Here is a 17,248-nt window from a genome sequence, read left to right on the forward strand (position 1 = left end):
CAGGAAGGGGAGACCGTGACAAGGTCGCCCCGGTTCTTCATCCGGTCCGACCGTCAGGACCTTAACCGGATGACAAAAACATGAAGAACAGGGTCCCAGTGGACGGGTCATCCCCCGCCCATCTGTGACGAAGCTTGTCCGCCTCCATGCGCGCTGCCGCATGAGGCGGCTATCGGGCGCGGAGCCCGGTCAGATGAGCGAGACAGGGTCACCCTCATACGGAGAAGATGGTTTAATGCGTTCTATGATCACCCAGCCCGTCCGGGCGTTCGAGGGTGGGGCGGCTGGGCCGTCCGCCGAGGACCTGCTGTGCATCGACACCATTCGCACCCTGTCGATGGATGCCGTCCAGAAGGCGAATTCGGGGCACCCGGGCACGCCGATGGCGATGGCCGCGCCTGCGTTCGCACTGTGGCAGAACGTTCTGAACTACGACCCGGCCGACCCGCTCTGGCCGAATCGCGACCGTTTCGTGCTCTCCATCGGCCATGCGTCGATGCTGATCTATTCGCTGATCTACCTGGCCGGCGTGCGCGACGTGAAGCACGGCAAGGTGCTGGACGCCCCGGCGCTGACGCTGGAAGACCTCAAGCAGTTCCGCCAGCTCGATTCCCGCACCCCCGGCCACCCGGAATACCACCACACGGCGGGCGTCGAGACCACGACCGGCCCGCTGGGCCAGGGCTGCGGCAATTCCGTCGGCATGGCGATGGCCGAGAAATGGCTGGCCACCCGCTTCAACAAGCCGGGCTTCGACCTGTTCGACTATCATGTCTACACCTTCTGCGGTGACGGCGACATGATGGAAGGCGTGGCCAGCGAGGCCGCGTCGACCGCCGGCCACCTGAAGCTGGGCAACCTGACCTGGATCTACGACAGCAACCAGATCTCGATCGAAGGCTCGACCAACATCGCCTTCACCGAGAATGTCGGCAAGCGCTTCGAGGGCTATGGCTGGCACGTGCTGGAAGTCCGCAACGCCAACGACCAGCAGGCGTTCCTCGCCGCCCTGGCCGATGCCAAGGCCGAGACCACCCGCCCGACCCTGATCATCGTCCATTCCGTCATCGGCTTCGGCGCACCCAAGAAGGCCGGCACCGCCTCGGCCCATGGCGAGCCGCTGGGCGACGAGGAAATCCGCGGCGCCAAGAAGGCCTATGGCTGGACCGAGGACGAACCCTTCTACGTCCCCCCCGGCGTGCAGGCCATCTTCCAGAAGGGCCTGGGCGCCCGCGGTGCCGAAGCCAGCGCGCAGTGGAAGACGCTGTACGCGGCCTACGCCAAGGAATATCCCGACCTGGCGGCAGAGCTGGACGCCATCCTGTCCGCCCGCCTGCCGGCCGGGTGGGACAAGGACATCCCGGTCTACGACGCCAGCGCCAAGGGCGTGGCCTCGCGCCAGAGCTCGGGCGAGGTGCTGAACGCCATCGCGCCGAACCTGCCGTGGCTGATCGGCGGCTCGGCCGACCTGTCGCCCTCGACCAAGACCAACCTGACCTTCCAGGGCGCGGGCGCGTTCCAGCCGCCGGAATGGAACGGCACCTATGGCGGGCGCAACCTGCATTTCGGCGTGCGCGAGCACGCGATGGGTTCGATCTGCAACGGCATCTCGCTGTCGGGCATCCGCGCCTATTGCTCGGGCTTCCTGATCTTCTCCGATTACATGAAGCCGCCGATCCGCCTCTCGGCGCTGATGAACCAGCCGGTGGTGTATATCTTCACCCATGATTCGATCGGCGTGGGCGAAGACGGCCCGACCCACCAGCCGATCGAACAGCTGGTACAGCTTCGTGCCACGCCGGGCGTGACCACCATCCGCCCCGCCGACGCCAACGAGGTCGCCGAGGCCTGGCGCACCCTGATCCCGCTGACCGACTGTCCGTCGGTGCTGATCCTCAGCCGCCAGAACCTGCCGACGCTGGACCGCACCGTCTACGCCCCGGCCTCGGGCCTGGCCAAGGGCGCCTACGTGCTGGCCGACAGCGACGGCACGCCCGACATCATCCTGATGGCGACGGGCAGCGAAGTCGGGCTGGTGGTCTCGGCCTACGAGACGCTGAAGGCCGAAGGGGTCAAGGCGCGCGTGGTGTCCATGCCGTCGTGGGACCTGTTCGAGGCCCAGCCGCAGGACTACCGCGACAGCGTGCTGCCGCCCTCCGTCACCGCCCGCGTGGCGGTCGAAATGGCGTCCCCGATCGGGTGGGACCGCTATGTCGGCCTCCAGGGCGCGATCATCGCGATGCATTCCTTCGGCGCCTCCGCCCCGCTGGCGGCCCTGCTGAAGAAGTTCGGCTTCACGGTCGACGCCGTGCTGGCCCAGGCCCGCGCGCTGCTGGCCAAATGATCACCCGCGCCGCCCCCCGCGCCTGGCGCGCGGGGGCGGCCGGCCCGGATTGACCGGAAAGCAGACGGTAACCGCAGGCCCCGCGCCGGCCGTCACCGTCATGAAATCTGAAGGAGCAACACCATGAACGTCGTACACAAGGCGGGTGTGCAGGGCAGCGCCAATCCGCTGAAGGCACTGGAATCGTTCGGCCAGTCCCCTTGGCTGGACTTCATCCAGCGGTCGTACACCGACAATGGCAGCCTGAAGAAGCTGGTGGACGAGGACGGGCTGAAGGGCGTGACCTCCAACCCCGCCATCTTCCAGAAGGCGATGGGCCAGGGCACGGATTACGACCCGCAATACAAGGACATCCTGGCCCATCGCATCGTCGATGCCGGTACCTTGTACGAGACGATGGCCATCGACGACATCAAGGCGGCGGCGAAGGTCCTATATCCGGTCTACGAGGCAACCAAGGGCCTGGACGGCTATGTCAGCCTCGAAGTCTCGCCCTACCTGGCGCGCGACACGCACGGCACGGTCGACGAGGCACGGCGCCTGTGGAAGGCCGTCGACGCCCGCAACCTGATGATCAAGATCCCCGGCACCGACGAGGGCGCGCCGGCGGTGCGCACCGTGATCGCCGACGGGCTGAACATCAACGTCACGCTGCTGTTCTCGCTCGACGCCTACAAGGACGTGCTGGAAGCCTATATCGCGGGCCTGGAAGACCGGCACGCCAAGGGGCTACCGGTCTCGGGCATCGCCAGCGTCGCCTCGTTCTTCGTCAGCCGCATCGACGGCAAGATCGACAAGAAGATCGACCAGCGCGTGGCCGCCGGCGACAAGGACGCCGATTCCCTCAAGGCCCTGCGCGGCAAGGTCGCCATCGCCAACGCCAAGCTGGCCTACCTGCACTGGCAGGAAGTGACGAAATCCGAGCGCTGGCAGAAGCTGGCGGCCCTGGGCGCGCAGACGCAGCGCCTGCTGTGGGCCAGCACCGGCACCAAGGACAAGGCCTACAGCGACGTGCTGTATGTCGAGGAACTGATCGGCCCCGACACGGTCAACACCATCCCGCCGGCAACGTTCGACGCCTTCCGCGACCACGGCAAGGTCCGCGCCTCGCTGACCGAGGATGTCGAGGGCGCGCGCCACGTGCTGGCCGAGGCCAAGCGCCTGGGGCTGGACCTGGCGGGCGTGACGGTCACGCTGGTCGATGAAGGCGTGGCTTCGTTCGCCGACGCGTTCGACGATCTGCTGGGCTCGGTCGCGCGCAAGCAGAACGTGCTGCTGGGCGACAGGCTGACCGAAACGACGCTGGACCTCCCCGCCGATATCGACGCGGCGGTCAAGGCCAGCCTGGAATCCTGGCGCCAGGACGGCACGGTGCGCCGCATCTGGGCGCGCGACGCCAAGGTCTGGACCGGCAAGGACGAGGCCAAATGGCTGAAATGGCTGGGCATCGTCGACGACCGCCTGGCCGACCTGCCGGCGCTGGAGGCCTTCCAGGCCGAAGTGAAGCAGAAGGGCTTCAAGGACATCCTGCTGCTGGGCATGGGCGGATCGAGCCTGGGCCCCGAGGTGCTGGCCGAAACCTTCGGCAAGCATGAGGGCTTCCCGCATCTCTACGTGCTCGACAGCACCGACCCGCAGCAGATCCGCGCGTTCGAAAAAAAGATCGATCTGGCGAAGACGCTCTTCATCGTCTCCTCCAAATCCGGCGGCACGCTGGAGCCCAACATCCTCAAGGCCTATTTCTTCGAGGCCGCGAAGAAGGTCCTGGGCGACAAGGTGGGCGGCCATTTCGTGGCCGTGACCGATCCCGGCTCGCATATGGAAGAGGTCGCGAAGAAGGACGGGTTCTGGAAGATCTTCTACGGCGAGAAGGAAATCGGCGGCCGCTACTCCGTGCTGTCCAATTTCGGCATCGTCCCGGCCGCCGCCTCCGGCGTGCCGCTCAAGCCGTTCCTGGACAGCGCGCTGTACGGCGCCCGCGCCTCCGCCGCCTCGGTGCCGCCCGCGCTCAACCCGGGCGTGCAGCTCGGCACCGTGCTGGGCGTGGCCGGCACCCAGTTCGGCCGCGACAAGGTGACGATCGTCGCCTCGCCCGGCATCCACGATCTGGGCGCGTGGCTGGAACAGCTGATCGCGGAATCGACCGGCAAGATCGGCAAGGGCCTGGTCCCGATCGACCAGGAAACGCTGGGCGCCCCCGCGCTCTACGGCAAGGACCGCGTCTTCGCCTATCTGCGCCTGGCCGCAAAGCCCGATGCGGAGCAGGACGAGGCGATCAAGGCCCTGGTCGCGGCCGGCGAACCGGTGGTGACGATCACGCTGCACCACCCGCTCCAGATCGCGCAGGAATTCTTCCACTGGGAATTCGCAACCGCCGTCGCGGGGTCGATCCTGGGCATCGATCCGTTCGACCAGCCGGATGTCGAGGCCTCCAAGATCGAAACCAAGAAGCTGACGACGGCCTATAACGAAACCGGCACCCTGCCGGCGGAAACCCCGTTCGCGACCGACGGCGCCTTCGCCTTCTTCGCCGACCCGGCCAACGCGGCGGCGCTGAAGGGCGGCTCTACGGCCGAGATCCTCAAGGCCCATTTCGGCCGGGTGAAGGCAGGCGATTATGTCGGCCTGCTGGCCTATGTCGAACGCGACGCCGCCACCATCGCGTGGATCCAGGCCACCCGCCTGGCCATCCGCGACGCGCTGAAGGTGGCGACGGCGGCCGAATTCGGGCCGCGCTTCCTGCACTCCACCGGGCAGGCCTACAAGGGCGGACCCAACAGCGGCGTGTTCCTGCAGATCACGGCCGACGACGTGGCCGACCTGCCGGTACCGGGCGAGAAATACACGTTCGGCGTGGTCAAGGCCGCGCAGGCGCGGGGCGATTTCGACGTGCTGGCCGAACGCGGCCGGCGCGCGCTGCGGGTGCATGTCTCGGGCGACCTGGCATCGGGCCTGCGGGCCCTGGGCCAGGCGATCGACGCCGCCCTCTGATCTGGACGGCCCCGCCCGCCGCGCGGGCGGGGCACCCCCGGTTTCATGAAGGATCTCCGGGGGCTGGCTTACGCGCGGCGTGGTGCCGCGCCATGGAGACGGAACATTATGCAAATCGGCATCATCGGCCTGGGTCGCATGGGCGGCAACATCGCTGTCCGCCTGTCGCGCCATGGGCATGAGGTGGTCCTGTTCGACCGCGATCCCGCCACTGTGGGCAAGGTCCGCGACCGGATCGAGGGCGGCCGCGGCATCGCCGCCGACAGCGTCCCCGACCTGGTGGGCAAGCTGACGGCCGCGCGCAAGATCGTGTGGGTCATGCTGCCCGCCGGCGAAATCACCGAGGCCGCGGTGCAGGAACTGTCCGGCCTGCTGGGCAAGGACGACATCCTGATCGACGGCGGCAATACCTATTACAAGGACGATATCCGCCGCGCCGCCCAGCTCGCGCAAAAGGGCATCCACTATATCGACGTCGGCACCTCCGGCGGCGTGTGGGGGCTGGAGCGCGGCTACTGCATGATGTACGGCGGCACCAAGGATTCGGCCGACCATATCGACCCGATCCTCGAAGCCCTGGCCCCAGGCAAGGGCGACGTTCCCCCGACGCCCGACCGTAACAAGCCGGACCTCGATCCCCGCGCCGAGAAGGGCTACCTGCATTGCGGCCCCGCCGGCTCGGGCCATTTCGTGAAAATGGTCCATAACGGCATCGAATACGGCATGATGCAGGCCTTCGCCGAAGGCTTCGACATCATGAAGACCAAGAATTCGCCGCTGCTGCCCGAAGATCAGCGCTTCGACCTCAACATGGCCGATATCGCCGAAGTCTGGCGCCGCGGCAGCGTCGTCTCCTCCTGGCTGCTGGACCTGACGGCGGAAGCCCTGGCCAAGAACGCGTCCCTGTCCGAATTCACCGGCGAGGTCGCGGATTCCGGCGAAGGCCGCTGGACGCTGGAAGCCGCGATCGAGGAATCGGTGCCGGCCCCTGTCATCACCGCATCCCTGTTCACGCGCTTCCGCTCGCGCACCGGCAATAATTACGCCGAGAAGATCCTCTCCGCCATGCGCTTCGGCTTCGGCGGACATGTCGAGAAAAAGTAAGGATATTTCGTCGGTAACGGTAAAGTCTTGTCCGTGGAACGCGTTCCACGGACAAGTATCGAAAGCGTGATCGTGTCGTGGGCAGGTTTCGTTCTTTTTGATTCGGTCAGGTGCCTCGCATTTGCGCCAGACAATGTCCCTGAACGAATCAAAGTCTTTTTGCTTCTTTTTCTTCGGAAAAAGAAGAGATCCAGGACACCAAACAGTACAGGGAAACGTCCGACATGGATGGAATCATCGCGTCCGCGTCCTCCGAGGTCGAAGGGAGCAGCCATCCGCCCCGGCGTGCCCCGTCATGCGTCTTCGTCATTTTCGGCGGCGGCGGCGACCTGACGAAGCGGCTGCTGGTGCCCGCCATCTACAACCTGGCCTGTGCCGGCCTGCTGGATGACGGATTCTCGATCGTCGCCGTGGACTGGGCGGACCTGTCCGACGACGTGCTGCGCGCGCAGTTCAACGAGGCATTGCAGGAATTCGTGGCCCGGCGCGGCACGGCCGCCACCACTCTGCGCGAGGATATCTGGACCTGGCTGAGCAGCCGGATTTCCTACCTGCGCGGCTCGTTCGACGAGGCCTCGACCTATGCCAGCCTGGCCGAGCGGATCGGCACGGGCAATGCGGTGTTCTACCTGGCCGTCGCCGCCCGTTTCTTCGGGCCCATCGGCGACCGTCTGGGCGAGGCCGGCCTGGTGGCCGAGCCCAACGGCACGTTCCGCCGCGTGATCGTCGAAAAACCCTTCGGCCACGACCTGGCCTCGGCGCGGGAACTCAACCGCCGCCTGCTGGGCGTGCTGCGCGAGCGGCAGATCTACCGGATCGACCATTACCTGGGCAAGGAAACGGTCCAGAACATCCTGGCCCTGCGCTTTTCCAACGGGTTCTTCGAACCGCTGTGGAACCGCCAGAATATCGACCATGTCCAGATCACGGCGGCCGAAACCGTGGGGGTGGAGCGGCGCGGCCGCTTCTACGAGGGCACGGGCGCCCTGCGCGACATGGTGCCCAACCACCTGATGCAGCTCCTGGCCATGACGGCGATGGAGGCCCCGGTCTCCTTCGACGCCGACGCGGTGCGCGACGAAAAATCCAAGGTGCTGAAGGCCGCGCACTGCGTGGGGTCCGAGGACGTGGTGCGCGGCCAGTACGTGGCCGGCATGCTGGGCGGCGAGGACGTCCCCGCCTATCGCGACGAGCCCGACGTGGCGCCCGATTCGCAGACCGAAACCTATGTCGCGATGAAGCTGGCGGTCGATAACTGGCGCTGGGCGGGCGTGCCGTTCTACCTGCGCACCGGCAAGCGGCTGGCCGAACGCCGGACCGAAATCGCGATCCATTTCCGCCACGCCCCCTACGCGCTGTTCCGCGACACGCCGGTCGAGCGGCTGACCCCCAACATCATGACCATGCACATCCAGCCGACCGAGGGCGTGACCCTGCAATTCGGCGCCAAGGTGCCGGGCCCGACCGTGCGCCTGGGCGGGGTGCGGATGAAGTTCGATTATTCCGAATGGTTCAGCGACGGGCCCAGCACCGGGTACGAAACGCTGATCTACGATTGCCTGATCGGGGACGCGACCCTGTTCCAGCGCGCCGACAATATCGAGGCCGGGTGGCAGGTCGTGCAGCCGGCGCTCGACTGGGGCGGCCATGGCGGCACGGCGCCGCTCTGCGCCTACGCCGCCGGCTCGTCCGGCCCGGTCGAGGCCGATGCCCTGCTGGCCCGCGACGGCCGCCACTGGCTGGCGCTGGGCGCATGAGCACGCCGGGCTCGCAGGGGCGCCCCGGCCCGTCGGGGCGCGTGCGCATGGTGGTGTCGGACATCGACGGCACGCTGGTCACGCCCGACAAGCGCCTGACGCACGGGGTGCTGGATGCGGCGCGGGCCCTCCGCGCGGCCGGCATCACCCTGTGCCTGGTCAGCAGCCGCGCCCCGCGCGGAATGGAGATGTTCCTCGGCCCGCTGGAAAACAATACGCCCTATGCCGGGCTCAATGGCGGGCTGGTGGCCCGCGCCGACGGCACCATCCTCTCCCGCCTGTCGCTGGCCCCGGCCACGACGCGCGAGGCGGTCGGGGCCTTGCAGGAGGACGATGTCAGCGCCTGGCTGTTCATCGGCCGCGACTGGCTGGTGACCGACCCGCACGGCCCCTATGTGGCGCGCGAGCGCGAAACGGTGCAGACCGAGCCGCTGGTGGTGCCCGATTTCACCGGCCATTACCACGATGTCGGCAAGATCATGGGCGCATCGACCGATTTCCCCCGCCTGGCCCAGGCCGAGGCCCGGCTGGCCGCCCTGCTGGCCGGCCATGCCAGCGTGCACCGCTCGTCGGACTATTATCTCGACATCACCCACCCCCAGGCCAACAAGGGCTACGCGGCCATGGAACTGGCCCGCCTGATGGGGGTGGATATCAGCGAGGTCGCGTGCATCGGCGACATGAACAACGACGTACCGATGCTCGACGAAGCCGGCGTCGCCATCGCCATGGGCAACGCCCCCGACGCGGTCAAGACCCACGCCCATTTCGTGACCGGCGCCAACACGCATGACGGCTGGGCCCAGGCGATGCACGATTATGTCTTGCCCAGAGCCTAACGCGGGGCTTTGCCCCGCACCCCGCCAAAGGCAGTCGCCTTTGGAAACCAGTCGTTGGGGAAACGAACAGGGGTGAAGGGGACGACCGTCCCCTTCCGGGTTCGGGCAGAGCCCGACCTTCATTGAGAAAAGGATAACGGAATGGGCACTGAAGCGGACCAAATCCGGCTGGTGCTGGCCGATGTCGACGGCACCCTGGTGACGCGGGAGAAGATCTTGACCCCGCGCGCCATCCGCGCCGTGGAACGCCTGCGGGCACGGGGCATCCTGTTCACCATCACCAGCGGCCGCCCGCCGCTGGGCATGAAGATGGTCATCGACCCGCTGCATATCGACCAGCCGATCGCGGGCTTCAATGGCGGGCTGATCGTACGGCCCGATTATTCGGTGATCGAATCCCACACGCTGACGCCCGAGATCGCCCGCCGCACATTGCAGATCCTGCGCGACCACAAGGTCGATCCATGGGTCTATAACGGCAATGACTGGATCGTCTCCGACGCCGCGGCGCCGCATGTGGCGCGCGAGCAATGGACGGTGAAATTCCCGCCCAAGGTCGCGGCCGATGTCGGCGCGGCGCTGGACCAGGTGATCAAGATCACCGGCGTCTCCGACGATCTGGAGTTGATGAAGCGCGTCGAGCACGATCTGCAACAGGCGCTGGGCGACGCGGCCTCCGCCGCGCGGTCGCAGCCTTATTATGTCGATGTCACCCATCACGATGCCAACAAGGGCGGCGTGGTGGCGGCGCTGGAACGGCTGCTGGGCATCCCGGCGGCACAGATGGCGACACTGGGCGACCAGCCCAACGATGTGCTGATGTTCCGCCCCAGCGGCCTGTCCATCGCGATGGGGCAGGCATCGGACGAGGTCAAGGCGCAGGCCACCCACGTCACCACGTCCTCGGAAGAGGAAGGGTTCGCGATCGGGGTCGAGCGCTATATTCTGGGGGAGGATTCCTGATGGGTCACGACGTGACAACCGGCCGCGTGGTGGTGCTGGACGACGGCGAGGCCATTGCCCGCCACATGGCCGAATGGCTGACCGAACAGGCGCTGGCCAAGACAGGCGGCCCGTTCGTGGTCGCCCTGTCCGGCGGCTCCACGCCCAAGCGACTGTACGAGATCCTGGGCTCGGCCGACTACGCCATCCGCTTCCCATGGGCACGCACCCACCTGTTCTTCGGCGACGAGCGGTTCGTGCCGCCCTCCGACCCGGCCAGCAACTACGCCATGACGCAGGCGGCCCTGCTGTCGCATGTCGCGATTCCGCCGGCACAGGTGCACCCCATGCCCACCGACGGCGACCCGGCCCAGGCGGCCGCCCGCTACCAGGCGGAATTGCAGGCGCTGTACGGGGCCGCGGACCTGCAACCCGGCCGGCCGCTGTTCGACGTCGTGCTGCTGGGGCTGGGCGACAACGGCCACACCGCCTCGCTGTTCCCGCGCCAGCCGGTGCTGGAGGAGCGCAAATTGTGGGTCTCCACCTGCGTGCCCGACGACGCGCCGCATACGCGGCTGACGCTGACCTACCCGGCCATCCATTCCAGCCGGCATGTGGTCTTCATGCTGGCCGGGGCGGGCAAGCGCGCGGTCTTCGCCCGGGTGCGCGCCGGCGACCCGGTGGAACCGGCCAGCCACATCACGACCGAAGGCGACCTGACATGGCTGGTCGACAAGGCGGCTGCCGGCGTATGAGGATCGGCGGATAAAAACGAGTGGACCGCCGGCAGTCCCGGTAGGTCCCGGAAAGGGAACAGGATGAGCGGCCAGAATTCCGACCCGATGGTCGAGCTGAAACGCCGTGCGGCCGAGGAAGCCGCGGCAATGGTGCAGGACGGCATGGCGGTGGGCCTGGGCACGGGCAGCACGGCGGCGCTGATGATCGACGCGCTGGGCCGCCGCTGGGCAGAGGGGCTGCGCTTCGTCGGCATCCCGACTTCCGAGCGTTCGGCGGAACAGGCCCGCGCGCTGGGCATCGAACTGGTCGATTTCGGCACCCATGCGCAGCTCGACCTGGCCATCGACGGCGCGGACGAGGTCGAGCGCGGCTCGCTGGACCTGATCAAGGGCCTGGGCGGCGCCCTGCTGCGCGAGAAGATCGTGGCGGCGGCGGCCCGGCGCTTCGTCATCATCGTCGACGAGGGCAAGCTGGTCGACCATCTGGGCAGCCGCTCCCCGGTCCCGGTCGAGGTCACGCCCTTCGGGTGGGAAAGCACGGCCCGCCAGCTGGGCGACCTCGGCGCGCGGGTGGCGCTGCGCATCAAGCGCGACGGCGAACTGTTCGTCACCGACGGCGGCAATCTTATCCTCGACTGCACCTTCGGCCCCATCGCAAACCCCAGGGCGCTGGAGGCCGAAATCGGCGACATCGTCGGCGTGATCGACAGCGGCCTGTTCGTCGGCCGCACGTCCGAGGTCATCGTGGCCGGCCGCCAGGGCCTGACCCGCCTGGTGGCGGCATGAGCGCGCAGGAGGCCGGGCGGCACGCGCCGCTGCCGGTGGCGCAGGGCATCCCCCCGCATGTCATCGTGCTGATGGGCGTGTCGGGCAGCGGCAAGACCTCGGTGGCCGAGGGCCTGCACAACCTGCTGGGCTGGCCGTATCAGGAGGGCGATTACCTCCACCCGCAGGCCAATGTCGACAAGATGTCCGCCGGCATCCCCCTGACCGACGAGGACCGCCTGCCGTGGCTGGAGCGCTGCCACGCCTGGATCGCGGAGCGCCTGGCCGATGGCGGCGGCGGCATCCTCACCTGCTCGGCGCTCAAGCGTTCCTATCGCGACATCCTGCGTCAGGGCTCGCACCGGGTAACGTTCATCTATCTGGAGGTCTCGCGGCCGATCCTGGAGGCCCGGCTGTCCCGCCGCCAGGGGCATTACATGCCGCCCACCCTGCTGCCCAGCCAGCTTGCGACCCTGGAAGTGCCGACCCCCGACGAGCACGCGCTGGTGGTGGAATGCGAGGGCCCCCCGGCCGAGGTCATCGCCCGCGTGCTCACCGAAATCCGCTACCATATCGACCGCCAGGGCAGGGCGTGAGACCCTGAGGCACCAGGGCGGGGAAACGGGGCAGGGGATCATGTCGGGACGATGATGTGGGCCCTGTGATGTCGGCATTGCGGCGCGCGGCGCAATCCGGCCGCGCCCTGCGGCCGGTCCTGCCGCTGGCAATGCTGCCGCTGCTGCCGATGCTGCCGACGGCGCCGGCGCGCGCCCAGCCCACCGCGCAGCCCGCGACCCAACCCGCGACATCGCCCGCCGCCGCACCGCCGGTCGCGGACGACGCGCCGCCGGCCCCGCGGAACGGCCGCTGCATCGCCCATGTGCTGTCCCTGCCGCTGCTGACGGGCGAGGGCAGCCCCGGCGTGCCGATCACGCTCGACGCGGCCAGGGGCATGGCCTTCCTCAGCCTGTCGCAGGAAATGCTGGGCGTTTTCGAACGGCCCGACATGCGCTACGACCGTGGCCAGAAGATCCGCATGCAGACCGTCACCGGCGCGGGGGAAACGACCGAGACCATCATCGACCGGCTGGAGCTCGATCGCGGCACGGCCCACCACGTCCCGGCCGTCATCATGGGCTATATAGGCGAGAGAAAGGTGGCGGGCCGCCCGATCCTGGGCGTGGTGGGCTACGATATCCTGGGCAATTACGACGTGCTGATGGATTTCCCCGGCCATGTCGTCACCCTGTTCAAGGAAACGGGGGCCGCGCCATGCCCGTCCCTGCCGGCGCTGGTGGGCGCGCACGCCTATTCGGCGCTGCTGATGCCCAACCCGCTGGGCATGGATGTCACGGTGCAGGTCATGCTCGATGGCGCGCCGGTCGGCATGCAGGTCGAACCGGGGTCCAACGCCTCGATCGTGCGCACGGCCGACGCGGCCGATATCGGGGTCGGCAGCACGGTGCTGGACGCCGACCCCCGCTCGCGCACCGAGGCCGGAAATGCCATCATCGGCCACAGGCACCGCTTCACCCAAGCCGCGATCGGCACCTGGCACACCGACACGCTGGCCGCGGACGTGACCGATGCGCAGTTCAACGTGCTGGGCATGGATTTCTTCCGCGGCCGCCGGGTGCTGTTCGCGTTCCCCACCCGCATGCTCTATTTCTCCGACGCCCGGCCGGACGCCGCAGGCCAGGCCACCCGCACCGCCAGCCTCGCCCAGTCGCGCCTGGCCGACGCCGAAGTCCAGGACGACGCCGCCCCGGCCGTACCGTCCCCCACCGCCACACCCACGCCGACGCCCCCATCCGCACCGGCACACTGACCACCACGGAAACTTCGGGCACCGAAGACGTTCTATCCTCACGAAAAACAAGAGGATTACCAATGCGTCTGTTCGTCCACGCGGCCCTGGCCACCGCCCTGTGCTGCGTCGCCCTGACGGGGTGCAAGAAGAAGCCCGAGACCCTGGGCCAGAAGATCGACAATCTGGGCAACAAGGTGCAGGACACGGTGGACCCGCCAAAGGGCCCGGCCGAGAAACTGGGCCGCGAGGTCGACCGCGCGACGCAGTAGCGACCCCGGGCAAGGACTATGGCATGGCCGCCCTTTACAGGCCGGAGCGGGCTTTCTAGGAGAAAGTTCCATCCCCCGATCCGTGATCCATGGCCGCCATGCCCAGCCCGTCTTCCCGCGAATCCTCAGCCCTTCGTCACTCTTTGTTCGAGGACGCCTATGCGCTGGTGATCGGCTGCTCGCTGATCGTGCTGGGCCTGGCCTGCCTGCACCGGGCGGGGCTGGTCACGGGTGGCGTGGCGGGGGTGGCGCTGCTGCTGTCCTATATCCTGCCGCTGTCGGCGGGCACGCTGTTCACGCTGATCAACATCCCCTTCCTCGTGTTCGCCAGCCGTACGATGGGCTGGGCCTTCACGGTCAAGACCTTCCTGGTCAGCAGCAGCATCACCCTGTTCGCGCTGCTGTTCCCCCACATCATGGCCCTGGGCTTCATCGCCCCCCTCTGGGCCGCCTTCTTCGGCGGCACCGTCATCGGCATGGGCATCCTCTCCCTGGCCCGCCACCAGGCCGGCGTCGGCGGCACCGGCGTGGTCACGCTGTGGCTCTACAAGAACCGGGGCTGGAACGTGGGCAAGGTCCAGCTCGGGATCGACTGCTTCATCCTGGCCCTGTCGACCCTCAAGATCGACCTCGCCCATGTCGGCCTCTCGGCCATCAGCGCCATCGCCATCAGCGGCGTTGTCGCCACCTTCCACCGCCCCGGCCGCTACACCGGCTACTGAAAGCCACCGACCCCGCCCGCAACCACATCCTGGTCGCGATCCAGAAGCGATCCGACGCGGGAAAGTTCGTGGTTGCACCCCGACGTCAATCGATGCCGCAGATCGGCAAAAGATCGGGAACGCATGCGTGTTCCTCAGTCGGGGTTCAGCCCAGAACAGGCACCTGCCTGGGCACAGGCACGAGCATGGTCGGGAGGGTCTATTTGGATGGCTCGTCAATATCGAGCCATAGCAAGTGACCGTTGACAGGATTGCTCAGAACGGCGCGAGTCGCATCGCGTGCCTTTAGCGGAATATCCGAGCAGGTGCTTGCACCTTTGCTTTTCGCACATGCGAACAGGTGGATGCTGGCGAGAGATGATTCAGCCCAAAGCGCGACATCATATTCGGCCTCCTGATTTTCAAACTTAAATGTGGTTGGTCCGTTATCGACGAACACACGCTGGACTGTCGACTCCGTTCGACCCGCAAAGCTGGCATGGACAGAAATCATCCCATGGTCGACATGCCGATCCTGGAACACTTTGACGCCGAACGCGGTGGTAATGCTCTCCGTTGCCGAGGGAAAAGGCTTGTTCGGCGCAGCCATGACCGCGCTGGCCGCGAAAAGAAGAGTCGCCGAACCCATGAACAAGATGCGCATGCGGTAGATCTTTCCATAATCCTTCAGACCGTCTTCCCCGTTCACCCGGGGAAAGTGACGGGCTTGGGTGACCGATGATCAAGACGAACGGCAGAACATTACGGGCAAGTATGATGCCCGTCCCGTTCGCCGCAGTCGGCTACGTAAGGCGGACCACCATGACGGAAATATTGCGGCAAGGGCCGACCTGTCGTTCCCCGGAGAAACGGCCATTACGCGGCCTATCAGCCCGGGCATAACAACGCCGGCGCACGGAAAGCCGCCTATGACAAACGGCCGCATCATTTGCCTCGTCTCTCATTTCCATCAGAGCGGTGCGCTCAAGTGCGCCTGTCCTCCGAGCCCCCATGTCTCTCGATACAGTCCGGATTATGGTGGAGAATTTTCATCTCCGGAATCCAGAGTATTTGTATTGATCCGCGTGCCTTCCTGACAGACCGCGCCACGCTCCTGTTCAGCGGTCAGGAGATCGCTCCCTTCCTTATCGGATGGTTCCAGAAGCCGGACCAGGGTATCCGGAATGGGAGAAAAAAGAGAATCGTCGTACAATCGCTTCAGATTTTCTCTCAAGAAAAAAGAAAATGCGCTATCGGTCATCACGCACCTCTGACGGGGAGAATAGAGAAAAGATTCACCCGAGCGGAGAAAAATACAGAAACCAACGCAGCAAGATGATCACCTCCAGTAACGTTCAATCGAACGGCCGCGGCTAAAATCTATTGCAGGCCAGGCCAACGGAATGCGGGACGAAGACGTATATTCCGGTCAGGTCTGACATATGAATATCTTCAGCCCTGATAATAACATGAAAGCCTGCGGCTCAGGATTGCCGGATAATCGTCATCCAGGAAATGCGGCAGGATCGGTAGCCCAGACCCAAAATTCCAGCTCACCTGCATTTCCGCCTTTCCGGTCCAGACGAAGCATCGGTCATTGATCGATCGATCCTGCCCGCGACAGAACGGCAAACCCGGGGCTCGATATCAATAAGCATTCCCGGGAACATTAATCATTTTCATGATATTTCAAGAATACCCTCTCCTCTCCAGACTTCCCTCATTCAGACCTCGGGCAGAAGCCATCTATAACGTCCCCCCATCTCGGAATTGCGCCAGAAATGTCCCAATGATGGGATATTTCTCCACGCCGTGGAGATCTGGGCGCCGGAAATGGCCTTAAGGGGTTCGGTTTTCAGGAGATTTTGTTGATTCCCGAGCGGCGATGGACGCATCGGAAATAACTCAAGCCGGTATGGTGTGGATCCCTGGGTGGGGATTTCCTCACTGTGCATAACCCAACATTGCATGCGGCACATAAAAGAGAGATATTATAGAGCATGATGCCCAATCGTTCCTCAGTCCATCTTCTATTAGTCGAAGACGATGAAATAACTCGCGATATCTACAGCGCGGTACTGATCGGTGCCGGGTTCGCCGTCACGGTTGTCGGAACCTTGTCCGGGCTGCGGCAACAGATCGTCCAGGCCCGCTTCGACGTCATCCTGCTTGATCTTTGCCTTCCGGACGGGAATGCCCTTGAACTGGTGTCGGAGCTGCGGACCACCAGTTCCGCGGGCATTATCGTGATCACCTCCAGCCGTGAGGCAACGGACCGGTTGAAGGGCCTTGAAAGCGGGGCCGACCAATATCTACAGAAGCCGCTCCATCCACGGGAGCTTATCGCCAGCATCCGCAACCTCTCGACACGCATGCGCAAGGATGCTGTCGAGAACAAGCCCGCGCCTATTTATCATTTTGAAGGCTGGTCGGTAGACCTGAGTGCGCGAAAAATATCTGCTGCCAATGGCAAATATATTTACATTACCGAAAACGAATACCGTATTCTGGAGGCCATGATAAGAAACGGCACCAAACCGCTTCATCGTGATCGCTTGCTCATTCTACTGAATGATGATGAAGAGATCACAACACGTGCGGTTGACAAGGCCATCTATCGTATGCGCCTCAAATTACATAATACTCTCGATATCTCTACGCCGCTGATCGAGACCGTGCATGGCTTTGGCTACCGTTTGACTGCAAGGCGATTATAGATCGCTTCAGATACGCGACGAAGATTCGAAGAAGCATTCCATGCGCTTCCATTTCTGATAACATGGGCCGGTTCATACAGGAGAGACTTCGCTGTTTGACCATGCCGTAGACGCCATCGCATTCGGCATCCTTACACCAGAGGGTGTCGTTGCCTATTGCAGCTCACGTTTTACGCGCATTATACACGCCCCTCGAAACGGCTCCGTCGCTGGAGCTTCGATTGAGGCTTGGCTTGAACCTGTCTCCGATTCCGGGTTGTCGCCATGGTTTT

The 17,248-nt window shown here is 65.4% G+C and carries 14 protein-coding genes and 1 pseudogene; 13 read left to right on the forward strand and 2 right to left on the reverse strand.

Annotation, left to right across the window (positions count from 1 at the left end):
- Positions 1 to 235: 235 nt before the first annotated feature.
- The 12 genes and pseudogenes from tkt to HLH27_RS10155 all read left to right on the forward strand — a co-directional run bounded on the left by tkt (position 236) and on the right by HLH27_RS10155 (position 14,280).
- Positions 236 to 2,344, forward strand: coding sequence for a transketolase (gene tkt, locus HLH27_RS10100; protein ID WP_182949911.1), 2,109 nt, complete (start codon positions 236 to 238; stop codon positions 2,342 to 2,344).
- A 123-nt stretch (positions 2,345 to 2,467) separates the two neighbouring features.
- Complete coding sequence (locus HLH27_RS10105) at positions 2,468 to 5,335, forward strand: bifunctional transaldolase/phosoglucose isomerase (RefSeq protein WP_182949912.1); 2,868 nt, start codon at positions 2,468 to 2,470, stop codon at positions 5,333 to 5,335.
- A 108-nt stretch (positions 5,336 to 5,443) separates the two neighbouring features.
- A complete protein-coding gene (gnd, locus tag HLH27_RS10110; RefSeq protein ID WP_182949913.1) occupies positions 5,444 to 6,439 on the forward strand; it encodes a phosphogluconate dehydrogenase (NAD(+)-dependent, decarboxylating) in 996 nt (331 codons plus the stop codon).
- 224 nt (positions 6,440 to 6,663) lie between these two features.
- Positions 6,664 to 8,196 (forward strand): glucose-6-phosphate dehydrogenase, encoded by a 1,533-nt coding sequence (zwf, locus tag HLH27_RS10115; protein WP_182949914.1) that lies wholly within the window; start codon positions 6,664 to 6,666, stop codon positions 8,194 to 8,196.
- On the forward strand, positions 8,193 to 9,035 hold the full coding sequence (locus tag HLH27_RS10120) for a Cof-type HAD-IIB family hydrolase (RefSeq protein ID WP_182949915.1): 843 nt from the start codon (positions 8,193 to 8,195) through the stop codon (positions 9,033 to 9,035). The genes zwf and HLH27_RS10120 overlap by 4 nt, the downstream gene beginning before the upstream one ends.
- 141 nt (positions 9,036 to 9,176) lie before the next feature.
- Complete coding sequence (locus HLH27_RS10125) at positions 9,177 to 9,998, forward strand: Cof-type HAD-IIB family hydrolase (protein ID WP_182949916.1); 822 nt, start codon at positions 9,177 to 9,179, stop codon at positions 9,996 to 9,998.
- Positions 9,998 to 10,732 (forward strand): 6-phosphogluconolactonase, encoded by a 735-nt coding sequence (gene pgl, locus HLH27_RS10130; protein WP_182949917.1) that lies wholly within the window; start codon positions 9,998 to 10,000, stop codon positions 10,730 to 10,732. The genes HLH27_RS10125 and pgl overlap by 1 nt, the downstream gene beginning before the upstream one ends.
- Positions 10,733 to 10,795: 63 nt before the next feature.
- Positions 10,796 to 11,500, forward strand: coding sequence for a ribose-5-phosphate isomerase RpiA (gene rpiA, locus HLH27_RS10135; protein ID WP_182949918.1), 705 nt, complete (start codon positions 10,796 to 10,798; stop codon positions 11,498 to 11,500).
- Positions 11,497 to 12,075: a gluconokinase gene (locus HLH27_RS10140; RefSeq protein WP_182949919.1), complete on the forward strand. Its 579-nt coding sequence runs from the start codon at positions 11,497 to 11,499 to the stop codon at positions 12,073 to 12,075. The genes rpiA and HLH27_RS10140 overlap by 4 nt, the downstream gene beginning before the upstream one ends.
- 767 nt (positions 12,076 to 12,842) lie before the next feature.
- Positions 12,843 to 13,091: pseudogene (locus tag HLH27_RS17345) on the forward strand (aspartyl protease family protein); the annotation flags it as partial.
- Positions 13,092 to 13,369: 278 nt separating this feature from the next.
- Positions 13,370 to 13,558: a hypothetical protein gene (locus tag HLH27_RS10150; protein WP_182949921.1), complete on the forward strand. Its 189-nt coding sequence runs from the start codon at positions 13,370 to 13,372 to the stop codon at positions 13,556 to 13,558.
- An 89-nt stretch (positions 13,559 to 13,647) separates the two neighbouring features.
- On the forward strand, positions 13,648 to 14,280 hold the full coding sequence (locus HLH27_RS10155; RefSeq protein ID WP_246375748.1) for a YitT family protein: 633 nt from the start codon (positions 13,648 to 13,650) through the stop codon (positions 14,278 to 14,280).
- 199 nt (positions 14,281 to 14,479) lie between these two features.
- Here HLH27_RS10155 and HLH27_RS10160 read toward each other — a convergent pair whose 3' ends face one another.
- Both HLH27_RS10160 and HLH27_RS10165 read right to left on the reverse strand, forming a co-directional pair.
- Positions 14,480 to 14,923 (reverse strand): hypothetical protein, encoded by a 444-nt coding sequence (locus HLH27_RS10160; protein WP_182949922.1) that lies wholly within the window; start codon positions 14,921 to 14,923, stop codon positions 14,480 to 14,482.
- Positions 14,924 to 15,292: 369 nt separating this feature from the next.
- Positions 15,293 to 15,520 (reverse strand): hypothetical protein, encoded by a 228-nt coding sequence (locus HLH27_RS10165; RefSeq protein ID WP_182949923.1) that lies wholly within the window; start codon positions 15,518 to 15,520, stop codon positions 15,293 to 15,295.
- 739 nt (positions 15,521 to 16,259) lie between these two features.
- On the opposite strand from HLH27_RS10165, the gene HLH27_RS10170 reads away from it, so the two are divergent.
- Positions 16,260 to 16,976, forward strand: coding sequence for a response regulator transcription factor (locus HLH27_RS10170; protein WP_182949924.1), 717 nt, complete (start codon positions 16,260 to 16,262; stop codon positions 16,974 to 16,976).
- The last annotated feature ends 272 nt before the right edge of the window (positions 16,977 to 17,248 follow it).

Source organism: Gluconacetobacter takamatsuzukensis, assembly GCF_014174275.1.
Taxonomy (GTDB): domain Bacteria; phylum Pseudomonadota; class Alphaproteobacteria; order Acetobacterales; family Acetobacteraceae; genus Gluconacetobacter; species Gluconacetobacter takamatsuzukensis.